Annotated in this window: 22 protein-coding genes and 1 other RNA gene; 8 read left to right on the top strand and 15 right to left on the bottom strand. The window is 72.4% G+C overall.

Going from position 1 to position 22,720, the window contains the following annotated elements; translation table 11 throughout:
• Window positions 1-7 precede the first annotated feature (7 nt).
• The 3 genes from BMW78_RS06465 to BMW78_RS06455 all read right to left on the bottom strand — a co-directional run bounded on the left by BMW78_RS06465 (window position 8) and on the right by BMW78_RS06455 (window position 2,814).
• Window positions 8-1,435, bottom strand: a complete 1,428-nt coding sequence (locus BMW78_RS06465) for an amino acid permease (RefSeq protein ID WP_245735738.1) — start codon at window positions 1,433-1,435, stop codon at window positions 8-10.
• Window positions 1,436-1,555: 120 nt separating this feature from the next.
• Complete coding sequence (locus BMW78_RS06460; RefSeq protein ID WP_091757608.1) at window positions 1,556-2,170, bottom strand: hypothetical protein; 615 nt, start codon at window positions 2,168-2,170, stop codon at window positions 1,556-1,558.
• Entirely contained in the window at window positions 2,167-2,814 is a 648-nt protein-coding gene (locus BMW78_RS06455) for a class I SAM-dependent methyltransferase (RefSeq protein WP_091757607.1), read from the bottom strand. Before BMW78_RS06455 ends, BMW78_RS06460 begins: the two co-directional genes overlap by 4 nt.
• Window positions 2,815-2,929: 115 nt before the next feature.
• Between BMW78_RS06455 and BMW78_RS06450 the strand changes: the two genes are divergently transcribed.
• The 3 genes from BMW78_RS06450 to BMW78_RS06440 are packed head-to-tail and all read left to right on the top strand — an operon-like array spanning window position 2,930 to window position 4,627.
• Window positions 2,930-3,577, top strand: coding sequence for an SIMPL domain-containing protein (locus tag BMW78_RS06450; protein WP_177180292.1), 648 nt, complete (start codon window positions 2,930-2,932; stop codon window positions 3,575-3,577).
• Between the two features lie 6 nt (window positions 3,578-3,583).
• Window positions 3,584-3,991: a thioredoxin gene (gene trxA / locus BMW78_RS06445; protein ID WP_091757604.1), complete on the top strand. Its 408-nt coding sequence runs from the start codon at window positions 3,584-3,586 to the stop codon at window positions 3,989-3,991.
• Between the two features lie 18 nt (window positions 3,992-4,009).
• Window positions 4,010-4,627 (top strand): hypothetical protein, encoded by a 618-nt coding sequence (locus tag BMW78_RS06440; RefSeq protein WP_091757602.1) that lies wholly within the window; start codon window positions 4,010-4,012, stop codon window positions 4,625-4,627.
• Here BMW78_RS06440 and BMW78_RS06435 read toward each other — a convergent pair.
• Complete coding sequence (locus BMW78_RS06435) at window positions 4,570-5,466, bottom strand: phosphatase PAP2 family protein (RefSeq protein WP_091757600.1); 897 nt, start codon at window positions 5,464-5,466, stop codon at window positions 4,570-4,572. The genes BMW78_RS06440 and BMW78_RS06435 overlap by 58 nt on opposite strands.
• 58 nt (window positions 5,467-5,524) lie before the next feature.
• On the opposite strand from BMW78_RS06435, the gene BMW78_RS06430 reads away from it, so the two are divergent.
• On the top strand, window positions 5,525-6,694 hold the full coding sequence (locus BMW78_RS06430) for a threonine aldolase family protein (RefSeq protein ID WP_177180291.1): 1,170 nt from the start codon (window positions 5,525-5,527) through the stop codon (window positions 6,692-6,694).
• 144 nt (window positions 6,695-6,838) lie between these two features.
• On the opposite strand, the gene ssrA is transcribed toward BMW78_RS06430, so the two are convergent.
• Window positions 6,839-7,205: a transfer-messenger RNA gene (ssrA, locus tag BMW78_RS06425) on the bottom strand.
• Window positions 7,206-7,489: 284 nt separating this feature from the next.
• Between ssrA and BMW78_RS06420 the strand changes: the two genes are divergently transcribed.
• Complete coding sequence (locus BMW78_RS06420) at window positions 7,490-8,146, top strand: fasciclin domain-containing protein (protein WP_091757595.1); 657 nt, start codon at window positions 7,490-7,492, stop codon at window positions 8,144-8,146.
• Window positions 8,147-8,263: 117 nt separating this feature from the next.
• Here the strand turns inward: BMW78_RS06420 and BMW78_RS06415 are convergent, their stop codons facing one another.
• The 3 genes from BMW78_RS06415 to BMW78_RS20730 are packed head-to-tail and all read right to left on the bottom strand — an operon-like array spanning window position 8,264 to window position 10,076.
• Window positions 8,264-9,076: a CAP domain-containing protein gene (locus BMW78_RS06415; RefSeq protein ID WP_245735702.1), complete on the bottom strand. Its 813-nt coding sequence runs from the start codon at window positions 9,074-9,076 to the stop codon at window positions 8,264-8,266.
• A 45-nt stretch (window positions 9,077-9,121) separates the two neighbouring features.
• Window positions 9,122-9,838, bottom strand: coding sequence for a class F sortase (locus tag BMW78_RS06410; protein WP_091757593.1), 717 nt, complete (start codon window positions 9,836-9,838; stop codon window positions 9,122-9,124).
• Between the two features lie 13 nt (window positions 9,839-9,851).
• On the bottom strand, window positions 9,852-10,076 hold the full coding sequence (locus tag BMW78_RS20730) for a hypothetical protein (RefSeq protein ID WP_091757592.1): 225 nt from the start codon (window positions 10,074-10,076) through the stop codon (window positions 9,852-9,854).
• 28 nt (window positions 10,077-10,104) lie between these two features.
• Here BMW78_RS20730 and BMW78_RS20725 point away from each other — a divergent pair, with 28 nt between their 5' ends.
• A complete protein-coding gene (locus BMW78_RS20725; protein WP_218144265.1) occupies window positions 10,105-10,530 on the top strand; it encodes a hypothetical protein in 426 nt (141 codons plus the stop codon).
• Between the two features lie 547 nt (window positions 10,531-11,077).
• Here the strand turns inward: BMW78_RS20725 and BMW78_RS20420 are convergent.
• The 3 genes from BMW78_RS20420 to BMW78_RS06380 form a co-directional block, all read right to left on the bottom strand.
• Window positions 11,078-11,914 carry a hypothetical protein gene (locus BMW78_RS20420; protein ID WP_143056169.1) on the bottom strand — a complete coding sequence of 279 codons (837 nt, stop codon included), beginning with the start codon at window positions 11,912-11,914 and terminating at the stop codon, window positions 11,078-11,080.
• A gap of 214 nt (window positions 11,915-12,128) precedes the next feature.
• On the bottom strand, window positions 12,129-12,803 hold the full coding sequence (locus tag BMW78_RS06385) for a class F sortase (RefSeq protein WP_143056168.1): 675 nt from the start codon (window positions 12,801-12,803) through the stop codon (window positions 12,129-12,131).
• A gap of 28 nt (window positions 12,804-12,831) precedes the next feature.
• A complete protein-coding gene (locus BMW78_RS06380) occupies window positions 12,832-13,617 on the bottom strand; it encodes a hypothetical protein (RefSeq protein WP_143056167.1) in 786 nt (261 codons plus the stop codon).
• A gap of 322 nt (window positions 13,618-13,939) precedes the next feature.
• Between BMW78_RS06380 and BMW78_RS06375 the strand changes: the two genes are divergently transcribed.
• On the top strand, window positions 13,940-17,320 hold the full coding sequence (locus BMW78_RS06375) for a pyruvate carboxylase (RefSeq protein WP_091757582.1): 3,381 nt from the start codon (window positions 13,940-13,942) through the stop codon (window positions 17,318-17,320).
• A 118-nt stretch (window positions 17,321-17,438) separates the two neighbouring features.
• The gene (locus BMW78_RS06370; protein WP_091757580.1) at window positions 17,439-17,612 is read left to right on the top strand and encodes a CsbD family protein; all 174 of its coding nucleotides are present in this window, start codon (window positions 17,439-17,441) and stop codon (window positions 17,610-17,612) included.
• A gap of 94 nt (window positions 17,613-17,706) precedes the next feature.
• Here the strand turns inward: BMW78_RS06370 and BMW78_RS06365 are convergent, their stop codons facing one another.
• From BMW78_RS06365 to ftsX, 4 genes are all read right to left on the bottom strand, one after another.
• The gene (locus BMW78_RS06365; protein WP_245735701.1) at window positions 17,707-19,617 is read right to left on the bottom strand and encodes a DUF2207 domain-containing protein; all 1,911 of its coding nucleotides are present in this window, start codon (window positions 19,615-19,617) and stop codon (window positions 17,707-17,709) included.
• 80 nt (window positions 19,618-19,697) lie between these two features.
• The gene (smpB, locus tag BMW78_RS06360; protein ID WP_091757576.1) at window positions 19,698-20,171 is read right to left on the bottom strand and encodes an SsrA-binding protein SmpB; all 474 of its coding nucleotides are present in this window, start codon (window positions 20,169-20,171) and stop codon (window positions 19,698-19,700) included.
• Window positions 20,172-20,302: 131 nt separating this feature from the next.
• Entirely contained in the window at window positions 20,303-21,646 is a 1,344-nt protein-coding gene (locus BMW78_RS06355) for a M23 family metallopeptidase (protein ID WP_143056166.1), read from the bottom strand.
• 130 nt (window positions 21,647-21,776) lie between these two features.
• Window positions 21,777-22,685 carry a permease-like cell division protein FtsX gene (ftsX, locus tag BMW78_RS06350; protein WP_091757573.1) on the bottom strand — a complete coding sequence of 303 codons (909 nt, stop codon included), beginning with the start codon at window positions 22,683-22,685 and terminating at the stop codon, window positions 21,777-21,779.
• Window positions 22,686-22,720 lie beyond the last annotated feature (35 nt).

Genomic DNA, 22,720 nt, shown 5'->3' with positions numbered 1-22,720 from the left:
GTCCCGACTACCGCTCGGTAGACCGAACCGGGGCCGCCGCCGTCTCACCACCGCGGTCTGCTACGCCGGCCTCCGTGCCAGGTCCGGCATTCGCCGGCGCGTTCGCGGGTGCGGCGGCCGGCACGTCGGCGCGCGTCCGTCCGTGGCGCGAGAGGCCGAAGACCACCGTCACGGCCGCCAGCGCCAGGCTCAGGGCGAGCTCGAGGCGGTGTCCCTCCTGCACGAGCATGAGCACCAGCACGAAGCCGATGAACCCGATCGTGAGCCAGGTCAGCCACGGGTAGAGCCACATCCTCACCTGCGGGGTGTGGCCGGCGCGGTCGAGCTGGCGGCGCATCCGCAGCTGCGACAGGGCGATGACGAGGTAGACGAACAGCGCGATGGCGCCGGAGGTGGCGAGCAGGTAGCCGAAGATCGCCTCGGGCAGCAGGTAGTTGCCGATGACACCGAGGAAGCCCACGACCGAGCTGGCGATGATCGCCGCCGCCGGGACGCCGCGGGCGGTGGTGCGCGACCACGACGCCGGGGCGTCGCCGCGCGAGGAGAGCGAGAACGCCATCCGCGAGGCGGTGTAGAGCGCCGAGTTCAGGCAGGACGCGACCGCGGTGAGGATGACGAACTCCAGCACCGTCGTCAGTCGGCCGAGGCCCATCTGCTCGAGGGTGAACTGGTAGGAGCCCGAGGCGCCGGAGGCCAGGTCCTTGGCGTTCCAGGCGACGAGGGAGACGACCACGAAGATGGAGCCGAGGTAGAAGAGGCTGATGCGCCAGATCACCGAGTTCACGGCCTTGCGGATGCCCGCCTCGGGGTGCGGCGACTCGGCGGCCGCGATGGTGACGATCTCGGTGCCCATGAACGTGAACATCGTGATGAGCATGGCCGCGAACACCGACCCCAGCCCGTTGGGCATGAAGCCGCCGTCCTGCCACAGGTGGCCGACGCCGGACGTCTGCGACCCCGGCAGCAGGCCGAGGATGGCGGCGACGCCGAGGGCGATGAACGCGACGATCGCGACCACCTTGACGAGGGCGAACCAGAACTCGAACTCGCCGTAGTTGCCCACGCTGAACAGGTTCGTGCCCACGAGCAGCGCGGTGATCAGCAGTGCGAAGGCCCACTGCGGCACGGCCGGGAACCAGTCGCCGAGGATCAGCGCACCGGCGGTCGCCTCGACCGGGATGACGATGACCCAGAACCACCAGTAGAGCCACCCGATGGAGAACCCGGCCCAGCGACCGAGCGAGCGGTCGGCGTAGGTCGAGAAGGACCCGGTGTCGGGCTGGGCGGTCGCCATCTCGCCGAGCATCCGCATGACGAGCACGACCAGCGAGCCGGCCAGCGCGTAGGAGATGAGCACGGCCGGACCGGCCGTGGCGATGGCCTTCGCGGAGCCCACGAAGAGGCCGGCGCCGATGACGCCGGCGATGGAGATCATCGTGATGTGCCGCGGCTTCAGCCCGGCGTCGAGGCCCGTGGACGGGGTGTCAGTGGAGTCCGTCAGGGCGCCGTTGTCCTGGTTCGTGACCGTTCTGCTCATCCGAGCAGGGTGGCGGAATCAGGACGGATGACGCAAACCGGGGCGACGCCGCGCACGCAGCGCGATCCGGTGCTCGAGCAGGCTCTGGCCCCGGACGGCGAGCCAGCCGCAGACCGCCGCCAGGGGCAGCTCCACCAGCAGCGCCATGGCGAGCGCGGCGAGCTGCTCGTCCCGCGTCGGTGCCGTCACGACGTCGAACCACGCGTCGACGAGCAGCATCGTCGCCAGGGCCGCGGAGCTCACCGGCAGCCAACGGCTGCGCCGCACCGCGGCGATGGCGGTGGCCGCCAGCACCGCGAGCAGCCCGACGTCGAACCCGCCCCAGGCGAGGTCGTAGTGCGCCGCCTGGTGGGATCCCGGGAGGGCGAGCGCGAGGTATGCCGTCCACGGCACCATCAGGGCGGCCAGCACCGCGAACACCCAGCCGACCGCGACCATCCGTCCGGCAGCCGGTGCCAGGCTCCCGGGCACCGGCACGTCGACGGAGCCCTCGACCGGCACGGTGGGGGGGGCGCTCACCGGCTCGGCCGGGCCACCGGTCGAGCCGGTCGCGCCGGTCACGTCGGTCGAGCCGGTCGAGCCGGTCGAGTCGGTCGAGTCGGCGCGCGGGTCGTCGGGGAGGTGCGTGGTCACGCTGATGGCACCCGCGCCGCGAGGAGGTAGCGCTCGTCGTCGATGTCGCGGCCCCACAGGACGGGGTCGGTCAGCTGCACGACGTGCACGTCCTCGGCGACCTCGGCGACCGCCGCGCGCAGGTCGTCGGCGCGCACGCCGCCGGCCCACGGCATACGGTCCGGGTCGTCGAAGCTGTCGTCGCCGACCGAGCTCCACCGCCCCTCGACGAGCACCAGCCGGCCCCCCGGGCGCAGGGCCCGGGCCCACGCGACGAGCGCGGCATGCGGGTCGGGCAGGGTCCACAGGATGTGCCGCGCCAGCACGGCGTCGACGCTGGCCGGCGCGAGGGGTGGCGCGCTGACGTCGGACTGGTGCACCTCCACCGCGGCCCCGAAGTGGGCGGTCTTCGCCGTGGCCCGGCGGACCATCTCGCCGGAGAGGTCGTAGGCACGCACCCGGTGGCCCAGCTCGGCGGCGAGCGCGGTGAGGGTGCCGGTGCCGCAGGCGAGGTCGACGACGTCGCTCGGCTGCGGTGGCAGCCACATGCGCAGCAGGTCCTTCCAGGCCGCCCGGGTGTCGGAGTCCAGCAGGCCGTGGTCGGGCTCCTGGTCGTACTCGGCGGCGTACTCGTCCCAGTACTGCGCGATCTGCTCGGCGTTCATGCCTCTCCTCGTCGAGACCCGCCGCACCGTTGGCGGGTGGCGGCCCTGACATCCCACCACGCGGGGCCGGGCGGACGCGAGACGCCGCGGTTCCCCCGCCCCTACGCTGGCCCCCGTGCCGGGCAACGAGGAACGAGCGGCCGGTGGCGCGGCCCACGTCGAGGTCAGCGGTGTCGGCGCGGCGAGCGCCGTGCCCGATGTCGTGCGGCTGGACGTGACGGTGCGCTGCGACGCCGAGGACGTCGCGCGGGCCCTGGCCGACGCCGGTGCCCGGGCCACCGCGCTGGCCGAGGCCGCTCGCGACCACGGCGTCGAGGGACGCGACGTGCAGACGACCGGAGCAGGCGTGCGGCCCCGGCACGACCGCGACGGCGTCGAGGTCGTCGGCTACACGGCCCACCAGGGGCTGAGCCTCGCCGTCCGCGACCCCGGACGTCTCGGGGCGCTGGTCGAGGCCTTCGCCGGGGTGGCGGGCAACGCGCTGGCCGTCGACCGCATCTCGCTCGAGGTCGGCGACCCCGAGCCGCTGCGCGCCCGGGCCCGCCAGGCGGCCTTCGCGGACGCCCGGGCGAAGGCGGAGCAGTACGCCGACCTCGCCGGACGGACGCTCGGGAAGGTGACAGCCCTCACCGACGTTGTGCAGGGTGGTGCCCAGCCCCGCTACGAGCTCATGGCCGCACGGGCAGGCTCCCCCGGCGCCCTGCCGGTGGAGCTGGGAGAGAACACGGTGACCGCGACCGTCGTGGTCCGATGGGATTGGTGACACAACATGGCGAGCACGACCCTGACCGCTGACAACTTCGAGAAGACCGTCCTCGGCGAGGACATCGTCCTGGTCGACTTCTGGGCGGAGTGGTGCGGCCCGTGCCGCCAGTTCGCGCCCGTCTTCGAGGCCGCCTCGGAGGAGCACGACGACATCGTGTTCGGCAAGGTCGACACCGAGGCCGAGCAGGCCCTCGCCGCGGCCGCCAACATCACCTCGATCCCGACCCTGATGGCCTTCCGCGACGGCATCCTCGTCTTCGCCCAGCCGGGTGCCCTGCCCGCCTCCGCGCTGCAGCAGGTCATCGACGGCGTGCGCGGCCTCGACATGGACGCCATCCGCGCCGAGATCGCCGCCGACCAGGGCACCGAGCAGGGCGCCGGCCAGGGCGGCGACGCCACCCCGGGCGCCTGAGCCCGCGATGAGCGCGCGGTGAGCTGGGTCCAGGCGCTCGGCTGGGCCGGCTCGGCGCTGCTCGTCTTCTCGATCCTGCAGGCGCGGGTGCTGCGCTTCCGGGTGCTGAACCTGCTCGCCTGCCTGATCCTCGTGGTCTTCAACGCGGTCCTGCACATCTGGCCGATGGTCGCGATGAACGTCGTGCTGGCCGTCATCAACCTGTGGTTCATCCGCCGGCTGCTGGCCGACCGCACCGACGACCAGGCCTACACGGTGCTGCAGGTCGCCGCCGACGACACCTACCTGCAGCACTTCCTGCAGGTGCACGCCGGTGACATCGCGCGGTACTTCCCGCACCTCGGTGCGGCGGCCCCGGCCGGTGACCGCACGGCATACCTCGTGCTGCGCGGTGACGAGACGGTCGGCGCGGTGGTGGTCCGCGACGCGGGCGGAGGGGTGGCGCAGGTCGAGCTCGACTACGTGACCCCGCGCTTCCGCGACTTCTCCCCCGGCGAGTTCGTCTACCGGCGCAGCGGGCTGTTCACCGAGCGCGGCTTCCGGCGCATCGTGACCCCGCCCGGGATGGTCAACCCCTACTACGAGCGCCTGGGGTTCACCCGCGAGGGCGACTCCTGGACCGCAGAGCTGGTCTGACCACCGGCTCCACCCGCGCCCGGGCTGCCGGGCGCTGTCGCTGCCGTCGCCTCCTCGCGCCGGGCCCGTCGGACCGTGAGGAAGAGCCGGTGGGCCGTCACCACGACGCTGAGCCAGGCCAGGCCGAGGGTCCAGCCCACCATGACGTCGGTGAGCCAGTGGTGCCCGAGGAAGACCCGGCTGAGCCCCATCGCGACGACGAACACCGAACCCGCCACGACGACGGCCGTGCGGGCCCATCGGCTCGAGAGGTGCAGCAGCGCGACGTAGACGAGCACCCCGATGAGCACCGTCGAGTTCAGCGTGTGGCCGCTGGGGAACGACGGCGAGTGCTCGTAGGGCGGGACGGCCAGGTTCAGCGGCGGGCGGGCCCGGCCGATCAGGTCCTTGCCGGCGGTGGTCATGGCCAGCGAGCCGGCCGCAGCGATGAGCGTCAGCACCACCGGGGTCCACGAGCGCCAGGCGAGCACCATGACCAGCAGGACCACTGCCACGAGCACCGGCATGCCGGCGGTGCCGCCCACGTCGGTGAAGGCGGTGACCGCGGTGTCGAGCCCCGGGCTGCGCCACTGCACGGCCTGGTGGAGCACGGGCTGGTCGAGGCCGGCCACCCCGTCGTTCTCGGTGACCGCGTCGTAGACCTCGGCCGACGCGGTGGTCAGCAGCACCGCCAGCACGCCGCCGACGACCGCCGTTGCCACCAGCACGCCGCGAGCCGTTGTCCACCGGACGAGGGCGAACGCCACGCGCACCAGCCACCGGCCGGGCTCGGAACGCCACTGCGCCAGGTCGCGCTGCCCGATCCGCTCCTCGTCGGGCGTGTGGTCGCGAAGTCGCATGCCCCATTCTCACCAGGCTGTCCGGGCTCGGCGCGTCGTGCGGCCCTACCGTGGGGCCATGCCGAGCGAGCCGACCACGACCGACCACGCCGCGACCGCCGCACCCGACCTCGACGCACCGGACCTCGCCTCACCCGACCTCGCCGCGCGGCGGGCCGTCGCCCGGCGCGGCTGCACCCGGTGGCTCGTCGGCCACGGCGACGTCACGCCGCAGGCCTGGCTCGAGGAGGTCGCCGACGCCGCCACGGAACAGGACCTCGACCGCTACGGCGAGGGTGGCGAGGTCGAGGCGCTCGAGCGCGAGGTGGCCGAGCTGCTCGGCATGCCCGCCGCCGCGTTCATGCCCAGCGGGGTGATGGCCCAGCAGACCGCGCTGCGGTCGTGGGTCGAGCGCTCCCCCACCGACGCCGTGGCCGTGCACGGGCTCTCGCACTTCGTGCTGCACGAGCTCGACGCCCTGCCCGAGCTGCACCGGCTGCGGGTGCAGCAGCTGACCGCGGAGCCGCGACCGGCGACCGTCGCCGACCTCGACGCGCTGCCCGGCCCGCTCGCCGCGCTCAGCCTGGAGCTGCCGCTGCGCGACGCCGGCTACCTGCTGCCCTCGTGGGAGGAGCTGGTGGCGTTCAGCAGCCGGGCCCGCGAGCGCGAGGTGCCCCTGCACCTCGACGGCGCCCGGCTCTGGGAGAGCCAGCCGTTCTACGGCCGGCCCCTCCACGAGGTCGCGGGACTGGCCGACTCCGTCTACGTCTCGTTCTACAAGGGCCTGGGCGGCCTGGCCGGCGCGGCCCTCGCCGGGCCGGAGGACCTCGTGGCCCAGGCGCGCCGCTGGCGCACCCGCCACGGCGGCACCCTGTTCACCCTGCTGCCGTATGCCGTCGCGGCACGCCACGGCCTCGCCACCCGGCTGCCACGGATGGCCGGCTACGTCGAGCGGGCTCGGGAGCTGGCCGCCGGCCTCGCCGCGGTCGAGGGGGTGCGGGTGCTGCCGGAACCGCCGCACACCAACGCCTTCCGCCTGTTCGCCGACGCACCCGTCGAGGCCCTCGAGGCCGTGGCGCTGGAGGTCATGGAGCGCGACCGGGTGGCCTTGACCCCCCGGTGGCGGGCGAGCGAGGTCCCCGGCTGGTCGGTCACCGAGCTGACCGCCGGGGACGCCACGCTCGACTGGCCGGTCGCCGACCAGGTCGCAGCCCTCGCGGCGCTGGTGGGTGAGGCGCGCGCCCGCTGAGGCCCGCGGCATACCGGGCCTGCGCGCGAGCCCGCCTCCGACGCGCGCTGCCTGCCGGGCACGACGCTGTCGGCGGGGCACGCCGAAGGGCCCCGCCGGAAACCGGCGGGGCCCTTGTCGGTGAGTCGCGTGATGTGGCCACGATGGTGGAGGTGGCGGGAATCGAACCCGCGTCCATTGACGGGAAACCAGGGCTTCTCCGGGTGCAGTGCGCTGTGGAGTTTCTCGGCCCCAGAGCTCGCGCGCACACGTCCTCTGACAGGCCCAGTCGAGTAAGAGTCCCGCACAGCCCCCCGACATGACTGCGCAGCAAGTTCTCTAGCTGACGCCAGACACTGAGTCGAGAACTAGCTCAGGCTGACGGACTTCGAGGCTCGCTCAGGCGGCGAGGGCGAAGTCGGTGCGCTTGGAATTGGCACCTATTGGTTTGCAGGGGGCGTTGACGAGATGACCCTGCATCCTCGACCCGCTTCCCCTGGTATGCCGACCAATGTCGAAACCGATCACCCCCATGCTCCCGCACGGGGTGTCCACATCACGCTGTTCACTTGTCAAGCTGCTGTTCGCACAGCGTCTCATGCTGCTCGCCCAGTATTGCCTGCAACGCCGACGGGGCCCAAATCATTTCCCGAGCTGGTCACCGGCATGGTCCATCCGAGTCTCGGAAATGGTCACCCGCATGGCCCATCCGCCCTCCAGGGAGGTCCGAACCACGTCCGACAGCCGGGGAGCGGACGTGGCGGACCCGCAGCGGGGGGCCTCATCGACACGCCAACACCATGCAGGAGCAACCCCATGACGACTCGACGCACACTCGCGGTCATCGCCGCCGCCGGCCTCGCCTCCGTGGCAGGCCTCGCCACCGCCTCGGGCGCCTCCGCGCACGAACGCCAGCACTGCCCCAAGCCACCGACCCTGGGGACGCGCAGCCTGGCAGCGGTCCTGGCCTCGGACCGGTCGGGCTTCGACCGCAACTGGAGGGACTACGACATCGTCACGGCCGCAGTCGGCGCCGTCCTGAAGGCCAAGCCGAACAGCCCCGTCAAGGTGCTGGCCGACGGCAAGGTCCCCCTGACGGCGTTCCTCCCCACCGACCAGGCCTTCCGCATCCTGGCCACCGATCTCACCCACAAGCGGTACACCAACGAGAAGGCCGTCTTCGCGGCCGTTGCCAGCCTGGGCATCCCGACCGTCGAGACCGTCCTGCTCTACCACGTGGTGCCCGGTGCGACCATCGACGCGCGGACCGCCCTGCGCAGCGACGGGGCCAAGCTCAAGACCGCCCAGGGCGGGACGATCACCGTCGACGTGCGTCACGGCAAGCGCATCTTCCTCGTCGATGCCGACCCTGACGCCCGCAACCCGCGGGTCGTCCAGCCCGACATCAACAAGGGCAACCGGCAGATCGCCCACGGGATCGACCGCGTGCTCCGGCCGGTGAACCTGCCCTGACGGGCCCGGCACAGCCGTGGGCCGGCTCCCCCACTGGGAGCCGGCCCACGGTCATGTCACGCTCCGTCATGCCACGCTCCGGTGGCGTTCGTCAGCCGCCAAAATCAGCCGCCAAAATCAGCCGCCGAAGTCCTGGGTCCAGTACGTGCCGTAGGTGCCGCCCTTGGCGTAGCCCACGCCGAGGTAGCGGTAGGCGCAGTTGAGGATGTTGGCGCGGTGGCCCGGGCTGTTCATCCAGCTCGTCATGACGGCGGTGGCCGTGGCCTGGCCTGCCGCGATGTTCTCGGCGATGGCACCGCCGGTGTAGCCCGCAGCACGGATCCGGTCGGCGAAGGTGCGGCCGTCCTGGCTGGTGTGCGAGAAGTAGTCGTTCGCCGCCATGTCGGCACTGTGGCCCTGGGCGGCCCGCTGCAGCGCGGAGCTGGTGGCCAGGGCGCCGCAGCCGGCCTTCGCGCGCTCGGCGTTCACGAGGGTCAGGACCTGCGCGGCCACCCCACTGGAGGCGGTGACCGGCTTCGGAGACGGCTTCGGCGTACTGGTCGCGCGCGCCGTCGTGGCCTGCGGCGACGGCTTGGGCGCCGCCTGCACCGGCTTGGGTGCAGCCGTCTGCGACGGCGCCTTCGGCGTCGTCGTGGTGCGGGCCGGTGTGCGCGTGGGCGTCGGCGCGGCCGTGGTCTGGGTCGTGGTCGTCGGCACGGCCCGGGTGGGGGCGGTCGTGCTGACCCGCGTCGTCGGGGTGGTGGGGGGACTCGTCGGGCTCCACGACGGGGTCGTCGGGGGTGCTGCGACCGTGGAGCCGCTCGTCGGGGAGCTGCTCTCGCGACCGAACGCCATCACGGCGCCCGCGCTCCCGGCCAGGAGCGCGGCGACGGCCACCACTCCGAGAAGTCGCTGTCGTGAACTGGTGGGTACGGCCCGGTGCCGTGCCATGTCATACCTCGCAAACCGTCCATCTGGCTCGGACGGGCCGACACCCTACGCGAGGTGGGCTATGACCACGACATTCCGTGTGGTGTGCTCCTCGTGGCCGGTGGCCCGGTAGCACCCGAGGAGGAGCAGGCGCCCGGGGATCCCGGCAGCGACGGCAGGGGTCTTGCTGAGGTCGGTCTTGGCGACGGTGAAGGAGCTGTCGACCACGTAGCGCAGGCGGCCGGTGCGGGTGGTGACGTAGACGGAGTCACCGCGTCGGAGCTCCTTGATGTGGTTGAAGACGGCCGGCTCCTTCCAGGTGTGCCCGTAGAGGTAGACCGTGTTGCCGGCATGGCTGCCGGGCATGCCTCCCCCGGTCCACCACGCCACCTCCCACAGGCTCGAGGGCTTCACGGCCCCGTCGTTCGCTGCCACCTGCTCGGGGGTGTACGGGGTCACGGCGGCGCGCAGCCGGATCGCCGGCGCCTCCAGCAGCCGCGGCTCGCTGCTGGGCACGTACGGGCGCGACTCGTCGGCGGGCCGCGAGAACGACTGTGGCGGCGCCGGGTCGACGCCGTGCGAGGTCTGTGGTGCCGAGGCGGTGGACGCTGCTGCGACGCCGCGACCACCCGGGAACAGGTCCGGCCACCCGCTGAGCCCGACCACTCCGGCCACGAGCAGGGCGACCGCCGCCGCCACCAGGACGGTGGCGGCGACGGTCGCCCACCCGACCGGCCGGTACCTCTTGGACCGGCCGGTCGGTGCGTTGCTGCGGAACCTCACGGGCTCCCCGCTCCTAGAAGGTGTGACGGCGCCTCATGGACATCAGGCCGGCAGCCAGGAGCAGCAGTGCCCCCGATCCGACGAGCCCGTAGCGCAGGCCACCCCAGGTGCTGTCGCCGCCCATCAGGTCGGCACCGTCGGTGGCCGCCTGGGGCACGGCGTTCTCGTTGACCGCCCCCAGCTCGGGCTGCCCCGCCCCCGGCGCAGCCGGCGTCGTGGGCGCCTCGGTTGCCGGCACCTCGGGTGCCTCGGTGCTCGGAGTCTCCGTGGCGGGGGTCTCCGGCGCCGGGGCGCTGGTGGAGGAGGTCGGCGACGTGGCACCGGTGCTCGGGGTCTCCGTGGAGGTGGTCGACGTCGTGCTCGAGGTCGTGCTCGAGGTGGTCGTGCTCGAGGTCTCCGTGGAGGTCCCCGTGCCCGAGGTCGACGTGGTGTGCGTCGGCGGGGTGGTGTGCGTCCCGGTGTGCGAGGTCGTCGACGTCGGCGGCGTGGTGTGCGTCTCCGTGTGCGAGGTCGTCGACGTCGGCGGCGTGGTGTGCGTCTCCGTGTGCGTTCCCGTGCCGGACGTCGTGCTCGAGGAGGAGCTGCTCGAGGAGGAGCTGGTCGTCGAGGTGGTGGGGGGTGGGGGCGGCGGCGGGCACTGGCTCACGTCCGGCTCGGGGTCGAGCTTGAGGGTGTCGGCGATGAGGACGTAGGACCGGCCCTGGCGGTCGTTGAACCAGGTGCCCTGCGTGGCCGCCGTGTCGACCCAGATCGGGTTCTGGCCGGTCTGGAGCCGCTCGTCCACCCCCGGCTTCCCGACGTACTTGCAGACGTAGTCCTTGTGGGCCGGGTCTGGCGGAGTCGCCTGGGCGGGGGCCACGAAGCCCACCACCACCGCGACCAGGCCCAGCAGCCCCACCACCATGGACGGACGACTGAGACGGAACGTGTAGACCGTCGGCGCTGCCTTCTTCTCCTGCATGGCACCCCTCACTCCTCAGGCGGACGAGGTCCGCCTGTTGCACGAGGTCGCCACCCGCAGGCGCGAGTACCCCAGACGTAGCGACCTCCTCCCAGAGTCGGCATGCAGGTGCACGAGGCACAGATGCAGGAGTTCTACGTGGTCTGCGCCGTGTGCCGTAGGACGAATGCAGTGGTGTGCGCAGAGGTGCGCCCTCGGCCTGCCCGGACCCCGCTGCTGCCGCCGCCACGGTGGGCGGCGGCAGCAGCGGTTCGCGGTTCGATGTGACCGTGACCGGGTCAGCTGGTCGGCGTCCGACGAGCCGAGAACAGGCCGGCGGCGAGCAGCAGGAGCAGCCCAGCGCCGATGAGCATCGGCTGCAGGCCGGTCGAGCCAGCGCCCTGCGGCTGCAGGTCGGCACCATCGGTGGCCGCCTGCGGCACGGCGTTCTGCACCACGGCGGCCTGCTGCGGTGCCTGGGCGGCCGGCGCCACGACGGCGGCCTCGGCCGGGGCGGCCGGAGCCTGCGACGGCGGCTGGAACGGCGCCACCGACGGCGGCGTGGTCTGCGTGGCCGGGGTCACCGGCGTCGAGCTCGTCGTCGACGACGAGGTGGCCCCGGTGGACGGAGTCGTGGACGAGCTGGTCGTGGACGAGCTCGTGGTGGACGAGCTCGTCGTCGATGAGGTCGTCGTGCTCGTGGTGGTCGTGCTCGTCGACGACGTCGTGGAGGTGGTGGGGCAGGTCGTCGTCGGGTGCGGCTTCGGGTGGTGGGTCTTGGTGTGGGTCGGCGTCGGGTAGCCCTGGGCACAGTCCTTGCCACCGGACGCGTAGGTGTCCGTGCGCCCGTCCTTGCGGGTGTGCTTGCCGGCGCCATTCTGCTCGTTGATGTGGCTGGAGTGCGCGTTCGGGTTGATGACGTTGTAGCCGGCGCCGCTCTCGCCCTTGCCCTCGACGGGGTGGCAGATCCACGGCTTGTCACCGCCTCTCCCGTTGCCGCTGTGGTCACCCGCCTGCGCCGAGAGCGGAGCGAACAGCCCGAAGGCCACCGCGACGAGCCCCGCCAACGCCGCAAGGAGTGCTGCGCGGGTGGGACGGAACCTGACGACGACCGGGGCGGCTTGATGTTTCTGCATGACGTCCCCCTTTCCGAAGGCGGTGCGGTGCACGGCACCGGAGCCGAGAGTCCCGAGAGACCCGCTGCCCCCGCGGCGGCTCCCGGCCCTTTTGTCAGGATCGAGCCCGGTCGACTCGACAGCACAGACGCATCCGTCCTACTCCCTCCATGCTTGTCGTAACCCGGAAGGACGACGTGGGTTGGCCCTTCGTGCTTGGCCCACCCCAGCACCCTCATCCCAGCTGGGCGACGACCACCACGTTGCGGGTGGTGCGTTCCTCCCGGCCCGTCTCCCGGAAGCAGCCGATGAGCAGGAGCCGCCCGGGATGCGCGTCGCGGACGAGCGGGTGGTCGTCGAGGTCGGCCTTGGCCACGGTGAACGACTGCTCGACGACGTAGGCGAGCCGTCCGGCTCGGGTGGTCACCACCACCGCGTCACCGAGCCGGAGCTCCTTGACCCGGTTGAAGACCGCCGGCGCGGTCCAGGTGTGCCCGTAGAGGTAGACGGTGTTGGCGGCGTGGCTGCCCGGGGTGCCTCCCCCGGTCCACCACGCGACATCCCAGAGGGAGGAGGGCATGACCGCTCCGCCGTGGGCCGCGACCTGCTGCTCGCCCCACGGTGTGACGGTGACGCGTAGCCCGATCGTCGGCACCTCGAGGAGCACCGGCGGGCTCTCGGGCACGTACGCCCTCGCCTCCCGCGCCGGACGCGACGACGACTGCGGCGGTGCCGGTGCGACGGTGGCCGGCGCCGTCACCGCCACATCCGGTATGCCGCTGGCCCGGCCCTGCTCACCCACCTGCTGCGGCGTCGTGGCGAGCAGGGCGGCTGCCGCCGCCACCAGCACGGTGGCGGCGGCCGCCCGGCCGGTGGTCGCACCGGTCACCCGGTGTCGGCCGGTCCTCACGGAGCCTCACTCCCGCCTTCGATGGGTCCTACCGGTCGACCGGTTCCCGTCGGACGGTCATCAGGCCACCGGAGGCCACCATCAGCAGCCCGGCCCCCACGAGGGCCGCCTGCAGCCCGGTCCAGCCACCGGACGAGCCGACCAGGTCGGCACCGTCGGTGTGGGCCTGCGGCACGGCGTTCTCCTGAACCGCCCCCACCTCGGGGCCAGCAGCCGTTCTGGGCGTGGTGGGTGCCACGGTGGCGCCTTCCTCGGGCGTCTCCCCCTCTGTCGTCCCGGGGACCAGCGGGTTCGACGACGTCGTCGACGGCACGGTCGCACCGGTGCCCGGGGTCTCCGTCGACGGTGCGGTGGTCGTGGCGGTCGGCGGCTCACTCGTCGTCGGAGGCTCGGTCGTCGGAGGCTCAGTCGTCGGCGGAGTGGTTGTCGTGGTCGATGTCGTGGCAGTGGTGGTCGTCGGCGGCACCGAGCCGGGGCACGTCCACGTCCCGTCGGTCCACACGGCATACACGTCGGTGCTGCCGTCCTTGCGGGTGTGCTTGCCGGCCCCCGTCGCCTCGTCGATGTGCGACGACGCCTTCGACGGGTCGATGAGGTTCCAGCCCGAGCTGGCCTCACCGGCGCCCTCGACGGGGTGGCAGACCCACGGCTTGGCGCCCACGTCGACGCCGCCGCCCTGGTGGTCGCCCGCCTCCGCCGACAGCGGCGCGAGGAAGCCCACGCCGAGGGCGAGGACCCCCAACGCGGCGACGAGCAGAGCAGGCCGGGTGAGGTGGACCCTGTAGGTCACCGGTGCTGTGCGTCCGTCTCTCATGACGCCCCCTTTCGAGGTCCCGGTGCCGTGGTGGCACCGTGAGCCGGGAGCCCTGGGTGGCCGGTGCCGCTCGGCGGCTCTCGGTCCACCACCACGCTCTACTGACCGGTAACAAGTGCCCAGAGGCGATGGGCCCGCCTTCTACGTCTTTTCGCGCAGGTGCGCGGGGACCTCGCAGGAACTCGTCGGGCTGCGTCGGGCGCGGTGTGGCGACGGCCCGGCCCGCTGGGCGGTGTCCGTATGACGGTCGTGACATCTCACGTGGCGGGACAGGTCACTAGGCTCGCGGCACACGCCTGCCCCGCCCACAGGAGGTCCCCCTGTGTTCAGCAAGGTCCTGGTCGCCAACCGCGGCGAGATCGCAGTCCGCGCCTTCCGCGCCGCCACCGAGCTCGGCGCCAAGACGGTCGCCGTCTTCCCCTACGAGGACCGCAAGTCCGAGCACGTGCTCAAGGCCGACGAGGCCTACCAGATCGGCGAGCCCGGGCACCCCGTGCGGGCCTACCTCGACCCGGCCGCCGTGGTCCGTACCGCGGTGGACGCCGGGGCCGACGCGGTCTACCCGGGGTACGGCTTCCTGAGCGAGAACCCCGACCTGGCCGAGGAGTGCGCCGCCCAGGGCGTCACCTTCGTGGGGCCGCCCGCCAGCGTGCTGCACCTGACCGGCAACAAGGCTCGCGCCATCGCCGCCGCCAAGAAGGCCGGACTGCCGACGCTGCGCAGCGCCGAGCCGGGCACCGACGTCGACACGCTCGAGGCGGCCGCGCACGAGATCGGCTTCCCGGTCTTCGTCAAGGCCGTGGCCGGTGGTGGCGGGCGCGGCATGCGCCGGGTCGAGCAGCCCTCCGAGCTGCGCGACGCCATCGAGGCGTGCATGCGCGAGGCGGAGTCCGCGTTCGGCGACCCGACCGTCTTCCTCGAGGAGGCGGTCGTCAGCCCGCGGCACATCGAGGTCCAGATCCTCGCCGACGCCGCCGGCAACGTCATCCACCTCTTCGAGCGCGACTGCTCGGTGCAGCGGCGCCACCAGAAGGTGGTCGAGATCGCGCCGGCCCCCAACCTCGACCCTGAGCTGCGGGAGCGCATCTGCGCCCACGCCGTCGCCTTCGCCCGCGAGATCGGCTACGTCAACGCCGGCACGGTGGAGTTCCTGCTCGCCCCGGACGGGCGCTACGTCTTCATCGAGATGAACCCCCGCATCCAGGTGGAGCACACGGTCACCGAGGAGATCACCGACGTCGACCTCGTCGGTGCGCAGCTGCGGATCGCCAGCGGCGAGACGCTCGACGACCTCGGGCTGTCACAGGACCGGCTGCGGATCCGCGGCGCCGCCCTGCAGTGCCGCATCACCACCGAGGACCCGGCCAACGGCTTCCGTCCCGACACCGGTCGCGTGACGACCTACCGGTCGGCAGGCGGTGCGGGGGTGCGCCTCGACGGCGGCACGGTCTTCGTCGGCGCCGAGATCGGGGCGCACTTCGACTCCATGCTGGTCAAGCTGACCTGTCGCGGCGCCGACTTCCCCACGGCCGTGCGCCGCGCCCGGCGGGCCCTGGCCGAGTTCCGCATCCGTGGCGTGTCCACGAACATCCCGTTCCTCCAGGCGCTCCTCGACGAGCCCGACTTCCAGGCCGGGCGGCTCAGCACCGCCTTCATCGACGAGCGGCCCGAGCTGCGCACCGCCCGGGTGCCGGCCGACCGCGGCACCAAGCTGCTGACCTACCTCGCCGAGGTCACCGTCAACCAGCCCCACGGTCCCGCCCGCACCCACGCGTCCCCGCAGGGCAAGCTGCCCGCCCTCGACCTCGAGGCGCCGCCCCAGCCGGGTGCCCGTGACCGCCTGGTGCGGCAGGGCCCCGAGGCCTTCGCCCGGTCGCTGCGCGAGCAGGTGCCCGTGGCCGTCACCGACACGACCTTCCGCGACGCCCACCAGTCGCTGCTCGCCACCCGGCTGCGCACCCGCGACCTGCTGCACGTGGCGCCGTACGTCGCCCGCATGACCCCCCAGCTGCTGAGCGTCGAGGCCTGGGGAGGTGCCACCTACGACGTCGCCCTGCGCTTCCTCTCCGAGGACCCGTGGGAACGGCTGGCCGCGCTGCGCGAGGCGATGCCCAACCTGCCGCTGCAGATGCTGCTCCGCGGCCGCAACACCGTCGGCTACACGCCGTACCCGACCAAGGTGACCGACGCCTTCGTGCACGAGGCGGCCCACACGGGCATCGACATCTTCCGCATCTTCGACGCCCTCAACGACGTCGGGCAGATGCGGCCGGCCATCGAGGCCGTGCGCGACACCGGCACGGCGGTCGCCGAGGTCGCCCTCTGCTACACCGGCGACCTCACCAGCCCGGGCGAGAAGCTCTACACCCTCGACTACTACCTGCACCTCGCCGAGCAGATCGTGGAGTCGGGCGCCCACATCCTCGCCATCAAGGACATGGCCGGCCTGCTGCGCGCCCCGGCAGCGCGCACCCTCGTCACGGCGCTGCGTGAGCGCTTCGACCTCCCCGTGCACCTGCACACCCACGACACCGCCGGTGGACAGCTCGGCACCCTGCTGGCCGCCATCGACGCGGGCGTCGACGCGGTCGACGTCGCGAGCGCGTCGATGTCGGGCACCACGAGCCAGCCGTCGATGTCGGCGCTCGTGGCGGCGACCGACGGCACCGAGCGGGCCAGCGGGCTCGACCTCCAGGCGGTGTGCGACCTCGAGCCCTACTGGGAGGCCGTGCGCCACCTCTACGCCCCCTTCGAGTCGGGCCTGCCCTCCCCCACCGGGCGGGTCTACACCCACGAGATCCCCGGCGGCCAGCTGTCGAACCTGCGCCAGCAGGCCATCGCCCTCGGGCTCGGCGAGCGCTTCGAGTCGATCGAGGACACGTATGCCGCCGCCAACCGGATCCTGGGCAACATCGTCAAGGTGACGCCCAGCTCCAAGGTGGTGGGCGACCTCGCCCTGGCGCTCGTCGGCGCCGGCGCCGACCCCGACGCGTTCGAGGCCGACCCCACGGCATACGACATCCCGGACTCGGTCATCGGCTTCCTCAACGGCGAGCTCGGCGACCCGCCCGGCGGCTGGCCGGAGCCGTTCCGCACCAAGGCGCTGCAGGGCCGCACGACCAAGCCGCGGGTGACCGAGCTCGCCGACGAGGACGAGGAGGCCCTGCGACGGCAGCCCCGCAGCACCCTCAACCGGCTGCTCTTCCCGGGGCCGACCAAGGACTTCCTGCACTCACGTGAGGCGTACTCCGACCTGGCGGTCCTCGGCACGCGCGAGTTCCTGCACGGCCTCGAGCTCGGCGTCGAGCACGAGGTCGACCTCGAGCCCGGCAAGCGTCTGCTGCTGAGCCTGCAGGCCATCTCCGACCCGGACGAGCGGGGCATGCGCACTGTGATGTGCACGCTGAACGGCCAGCTGCGACCCCTCCAGGTGCGCGACGAGTCGGTGTCGGTGCAGGTCCGCTCGGCGGAGAAGGCCGACCCCACCGACAAGGGCCAGGTCGCGGCACCGTTCGCCGGCGTGGTGAGCCTGGCCGTCGGGGAGGGCGCCACGGTCGAGGCCGGAGCCGTCGTGGCCACCATCGAGGCCATGAAGATGGAGGCCAACATCACGGCCCCGGTCGGCGGCACCGTCAAGCGGCTCGCCATCGGCTCCCAACAGCAGGTGGAGGGCGGCGACCTGCTGCTGGTGGTCGCCGGCTGAGGCCCTCGCGGGCCGGCTCCGCTCGAACTGCCGATTTCGGCGAGCGGGGTTAGCGTGGCGGTGACGCCGGCTCCACGAGGGGCGGCGGCAACCCGACACCGACTGACAGGAGAGTGCCATGGGACTCGGCGACAAGATCGAGAACACCTCCGAGAACATGCAGGGCAAGGCCAAGGAGGCCGCCGGCAAGGCGACCGACGACGAGAGCCTCGAGGCCGAGGGCCAGATGGACCAGTCCAAGGCCGACGTGAAGCAGGCCGGTGAGAAGGTCAAGGACGCGTTCAAGGACTGACCGTCCGGTGCGACGAGGGGGCGGGTCCGCGTGGACCCGCCCCCTCGTCGTGTGCCGTCCCGTTCCACCGCCGCGGCCCCGCGGTGCCTGGCAGCTACCAGGAGCCGCCTGAGCTGCCCCCGCCACCGCCGCCCGAGAAGCCGCCCCCGGCGGAGAAGCCGCTCGAGCCCGAGGAGCCGGGCGTGCTCGTGAAGGTGCCGCCCGCCGTGGTGGCGAACGAGTCCATGCCCGAGGCGAGGTGGGTGAAGCTGCCGAAGCCGCCGGGGCCGGCGTACCACCACGGCGCGACGATGGTGTGGCCGGCGGCTGCGGCTGCCGCGGCCACCTGCTCGAACGTCTTGGCCCACTTCTCCGCCACGCCGAAGACGATCGCGTACGGCAGGTAGCGGCTGAAGACCTCCTGGGCCTCCTCCCAGCGGATCTGCGAGGCCTCGGCGGTCACGAGGTACTCCCGGAAGCCGAGCGACTGCGCGAGCACCGCGCTGCCCTCGGCCGTGCGGGCGGCCATCCGGCGACCGAGCAGCCAGAAGATGGCTCCGGCGAGCACGACGCCGACCGCGAGCGCCAGGGCAGGCGGCACCGGGTAGCCGCTCCCGGCCATCATCGAGGACAGGCCACTGCCGAACCAGAACGTGCCGAGGATGCCGCCGAAGACCAGGACCTGGCCGAGGCCGGTCCACACGGCCCGCTGGGCCCGGGGTGAGCGCCGGAACCAGCCTCGCGCGACGACCTCGTCGTACATCGCCGACTGCACGCTGTCGAGGGTGGGCTTGAACTCGTTCTTGAGCTCCGAGAGGAGCACCGCGTCGCGGCCGGCGAAGATGCCGTCGAGCAGCCGGCGCTCGTAGAGGTGCAGCGCGGACCGGTCCTCACGGGTGCTCTCCGTGCGCCTGAGCATCCAGTCGACGTGGTGTCCGAAGCCGCTCCGGTCCCTCTCCTCCATGGTCAGGTGCCCGCGCACCGCGAGGTCGACGACCGTCGCCGCCACGTCGACCGTGTTGGCGGTCTCGTCGATGACGGTGCCGAGCATGCCCGGCTGGACGCCCGCCGGGGGCGTGAACTGCACCGCCACGGTGGGAGCGGCACCGCGCACGACCTGCGCCTGCTGCCCGGCGCCAGGAGCCGTGCCCGGAGCCATCCCCGGGGTCAGGCCCGGGGTCAGGCCCGGGGTCAGGCCCGGGGTCAGGCCGGGGGTGAGCCCGGCGTAGCGCTCGTCGCGTCCGCGGGTCCAGACCAGGAAGCCCATCAGCGCCGCGGCGAGCACCGGGAGCACGACCCCTGCCCCGATGCTCAGCGCGCCGAGGGCCCGGGCGGTGCCGGTGGCGACGACCTCGCCGCTGTCGGTCACGGCACCCTCGCGCAGGTCGGGCTCGAGCGAGCCGAACGCGCTGCGCGGCAGGGACGCCAGGATCGAGACGGCCTGCCGGGGAGCCACGGTGCCCGCCGAGAACGAGGCCGACTCCCCCGGCGACGACTGGCACCGCTGGGTCGACCCGAGCTCGCCGTAGAAGCAGTCGGTCCGGTCGACCGGCGCCGGGCCGTGCACCGTGGCCGAGACGTTCTCGTAGGTGTTCTCGTTCGAGGTGTCGACGAGGTTGAAGTAGAGCTCGGCGTGGTCGGGGAAGCCGTTGACGTAGTGGGCGAGGGTGTAGCGCACGACGTAGGTCTGGGTGCCCGAGACGGTGCGGTTGGGGTCGCCGACGCGGATCCGCTCGTAGGCGCCGAACGAGCTGGTGCTGACGTCCGACGGCGCGCCCGAGGGCGACTGCGCCGAGACCCTGCTCATGTCGTAGAGCCGGTAGGTGTCCTGGCGGTCCTGGTAGCCGGCGCGCACCTTGATGAGCCGCTCGATCCCGTGCCGCTCCTCGCCGCTCGGGAACTGCCAGGTGATGTTCTCGGTGACGTCGACCGAGCCGTCGGCCTTGAGCTCGAAGTCGACGTGGAAGCGGGTCGCCTTGTCCTCGGACCCGGCTGCCGACGCCGGAGCAGCCCCCAGGGTGGCCAAGACCAGTAGGACAGCCATGAGCGCACCGAGCCGCACCCCGCCGCGGGCAGCCCGCGGCATACCCCCCGCTGGTCGCACCCTCAGACGTCCCGGCCTCGGGAGTGCAGCGCGCGCTGCACCTCGCGCTCGTCCTGCCGCTCCCGCAGCGCGTGGCGCTTGTCGTAGGCCTTCTTGCCCTTGGCGAGGGCGATCTCGACCTTGGCCCGGCCGTCCTTGAAGTACAGCGCCAGTGGCACGATCGTGTGGCCGCTCTCACGGGTCTTGGCGGCGAGCTTGTCGAGCTCGATGCGGTTGAGCAGCAGCTTGCGGCGCCGGCGCGGCGTGTGGTTGGTCCACGTGCCGTTGAGGTACTCGGGGATGTGCACGCCTTCGAGCCACAGCTCGTCGCCGTAGAACGTGGCGTACCCGTCGACCAGCGACGCCCGGCCCATGCGCAGCGACTTCACCTCGGTGCCCGTGAGCACCAGGCCCGCCTCGTAGGTGTCCTCGATGAGGTAGTCGTGGCGCGCCTTGCGGTTGCTCGCGACGAGCTTGCGCCCCTGCTCCTTGGCCACTGCTGTCGTCCGTCCTTGCTCTGCTGCCGTGCGGCTGCACGGCGCCCTGCCGTGCGGGGCCACGCTACCCGCTCAACGCCTGGCGGCGCCGAGGTGTTCTCTGGCAGCGGGCGTCCGGCCCGGCTCGGCCGTCAGAGCCACTTGCGCGGGTCGACCGGGGTGCCGTTCTCCCGCGCCTCGAAGTGCAGGTGGCAGCCCGTGGAGGTCCCGGTCGTGCCGACGTAGCCGATGACCTGGCCCCGGTTGACGTAGCCGCCGGTGCGGGCGAACCGCGTCATGTGGTTGTAGGTCGTGGCGAGGTCGACCCCGCCGTGGAGGCCGTGGTCGATGACGATCTGGTTGCCGTAGCCCCCGGCGACGCCGGCCGAGATGATCGTGCCCGGCGCCGCGGCGTAGATGGGCTGTCCACAGTTGGCGGCGTAGTCGCGACCGGCGTGCAGGCGCCAGTAGTGCAGGATCGGGTGGTAGCGCATCCCGAACTCGGAGGAGATCGGCGCGGTGCTGGGGGCGGAGAGGTAGCCACCCGACCGCTCGGCCGGGGGCGGCGGCGGGGCCACGTAGCGGCGCTTCGCCTTGCGGGCGGCGGCCCGGGCCGCGGCCTCGCGGGCTGCGCGGGCCTTGGCGGCGGCGATCCTCGCGGCGCGGGCGCGGGCGGCCAGCACCCTCGTCAGGCGGTCCGACTCCGCCTGCATGCCGGTGAGCTTGCGCTGCTCGGCGGCCTTGCGGGCGGCGACCTGGGCGGCCTGGCTTCGCTGCTGGGCCGCGAGCTGGTCGAGGTGGACCTTGGCGGTCTGGGCCTGGGCGCGAGCGGCCGTCGCCGCCTTGAGCGCGTTCTCGGCGGCGACCTTCGCGCGGGCGGAGTCGCGGCGCAGCGCCTCGACGTGGGCCTTCTGCGCGGTGGCCGCGGCCTGCACGGTCGAGAGCCGCTGGAGCGAGGAGTTCTGCACGCTCATGACCGTGTCGGCCATGGCGAGCTTGGTGGCGAAGTCGTCGGGGCTGGTGGCGCTCATCGCCACCGAGAGCTGCCCCATGCCCTGGTCCTGGTACATCTGGGCGGCGAAGTGCGCGACCCGCGAGCGGGTGTCGGCGATGTCGGCGTCGGTGCGTGCCAAGGCATCCACGGCCCGCGCCTCGTTGGCCTGCGCGACCTGCAGGGCGACGGCCATCTCGTCGTTGTGGCGGTCGGCCTTGGCCAGCGCCGCGTTGGCCCGGTCCAGCTTGGCCTGGGCGACCGGCAGGGCGGCCTGCGTGCGCCGTAGCGCGATGAAGGCGGCCGCGAGGTCTGCCGAGGTGTCGTGCAGCTGGTCCTTCAGCTGGGAGATCTCGCGGTCGACCTTGCGCTTCTGGTCGTTCGGGTCGGCTGCCGTGGCCCCCATGGGCGGTGCCATGAGGGTGACAGCGCAGGCGAGGGCGGTACCCACCGTCACGAGGCGCACGCGGCGCGACACGGCGCGGCGGGGCTGGTTCGCACTCATAGGCCCCATTCGTAACACAGTCACCACCAGTTTCTGGGGATTGTGGCGGGGATGTGACGGGAATGGTGACCACGGCGTGGGTCGATCGGCCGATCACCGCCGGGTGCGCCGCTCCCCTGTGCCGGGGCGGTCAGACGCGCAGGTAGCGCCACAGGGTGACCCAGGAGGTGCCGATCGACAGCACGGCCACGCCCACGACCATCCACGGCGTGATGGCCCAGACGTCGGAGACACCGATGAAGGCCTGGTCGAGGATGAGCTGGTTGAGGTAGCGGTTGAACCCGTAGTTCGCCGTCGCCCACAGCAGGCCGGTGGCGGCGGCCGCCCCTAGCAGCGAGCTGAGCAGCGTCTCCATCATGAACGGGAACCGGATGGTGAAGTTCGAGGCGCCGACGAGCTTCATGATCCCCGTCTCACGCCGCCGGCTGAACGCCGCCTGGCGGATGGTCGTGGCCATGAGCAGCACCGCGCACAGCACCATCAGGGCGGCGAGGACGAACGAGAAGATGGTGATGTAGTTGATGCCCTTGAAGAACTTGTCGAGCACCTTCTTCTGGTCCTGCACCGCGCCGACGCCGGGCGCCCCCTCGAACGAGCTGACGATCACCTCGTACTTCGTCGGGTCGCTCAGCTGCACGCGGAAGTTCTGCGGGATGTCGCCGACCCGCACGTTGCCGGCGAGCGGGCTGTTGCGGAACTGCTTCTGGAACCGGTCGTAGGCCTGCTGTTCGGACTCGTAGTAGACGTTCTTGACCAGCGGGCGCATCTGGTCGAGCTGAGCCTTGATCGCGTTCTTCTGCTCCTCGGTGACCGCCTTCTTGTCACAGGCGGGCTCGCCGGAGTCCTCGGTGCACATGAAGATCGTGACCTGGACCCGGTCGTACCAGTAGCCCTTGAAGGTGTCCGCCTGGCGCTGGGCGAGCAGGCCCAGGCCGAGCAGGTACATCGACACCATCGTCACCAGCACCACCGAGATGGCCATGGACAGGTTGCGGCGCAAGCCGATCCAGATCTCGCTGAGGATGAACTGCAGTCGCATCAGTGACGTCTCTCGTGTGCTCGTGTGTCGTCGGT

The sequence above is a fragment of the Pedococcus cremeus genome (assembly GCF_900111375.1).
Taxonomy (GTDB): Bacteria; Actinomycetota; Actinomycetes; order Actinomycetales; family Dermatophilaceae; genus Pedococcus_A; species Pedococcus_A cremeus.
The sequence above is the reverse complement of the archived record's forward strand: the minus strand, read 5'-3'. Positions and strand labels throughout refer to the sequence as shown.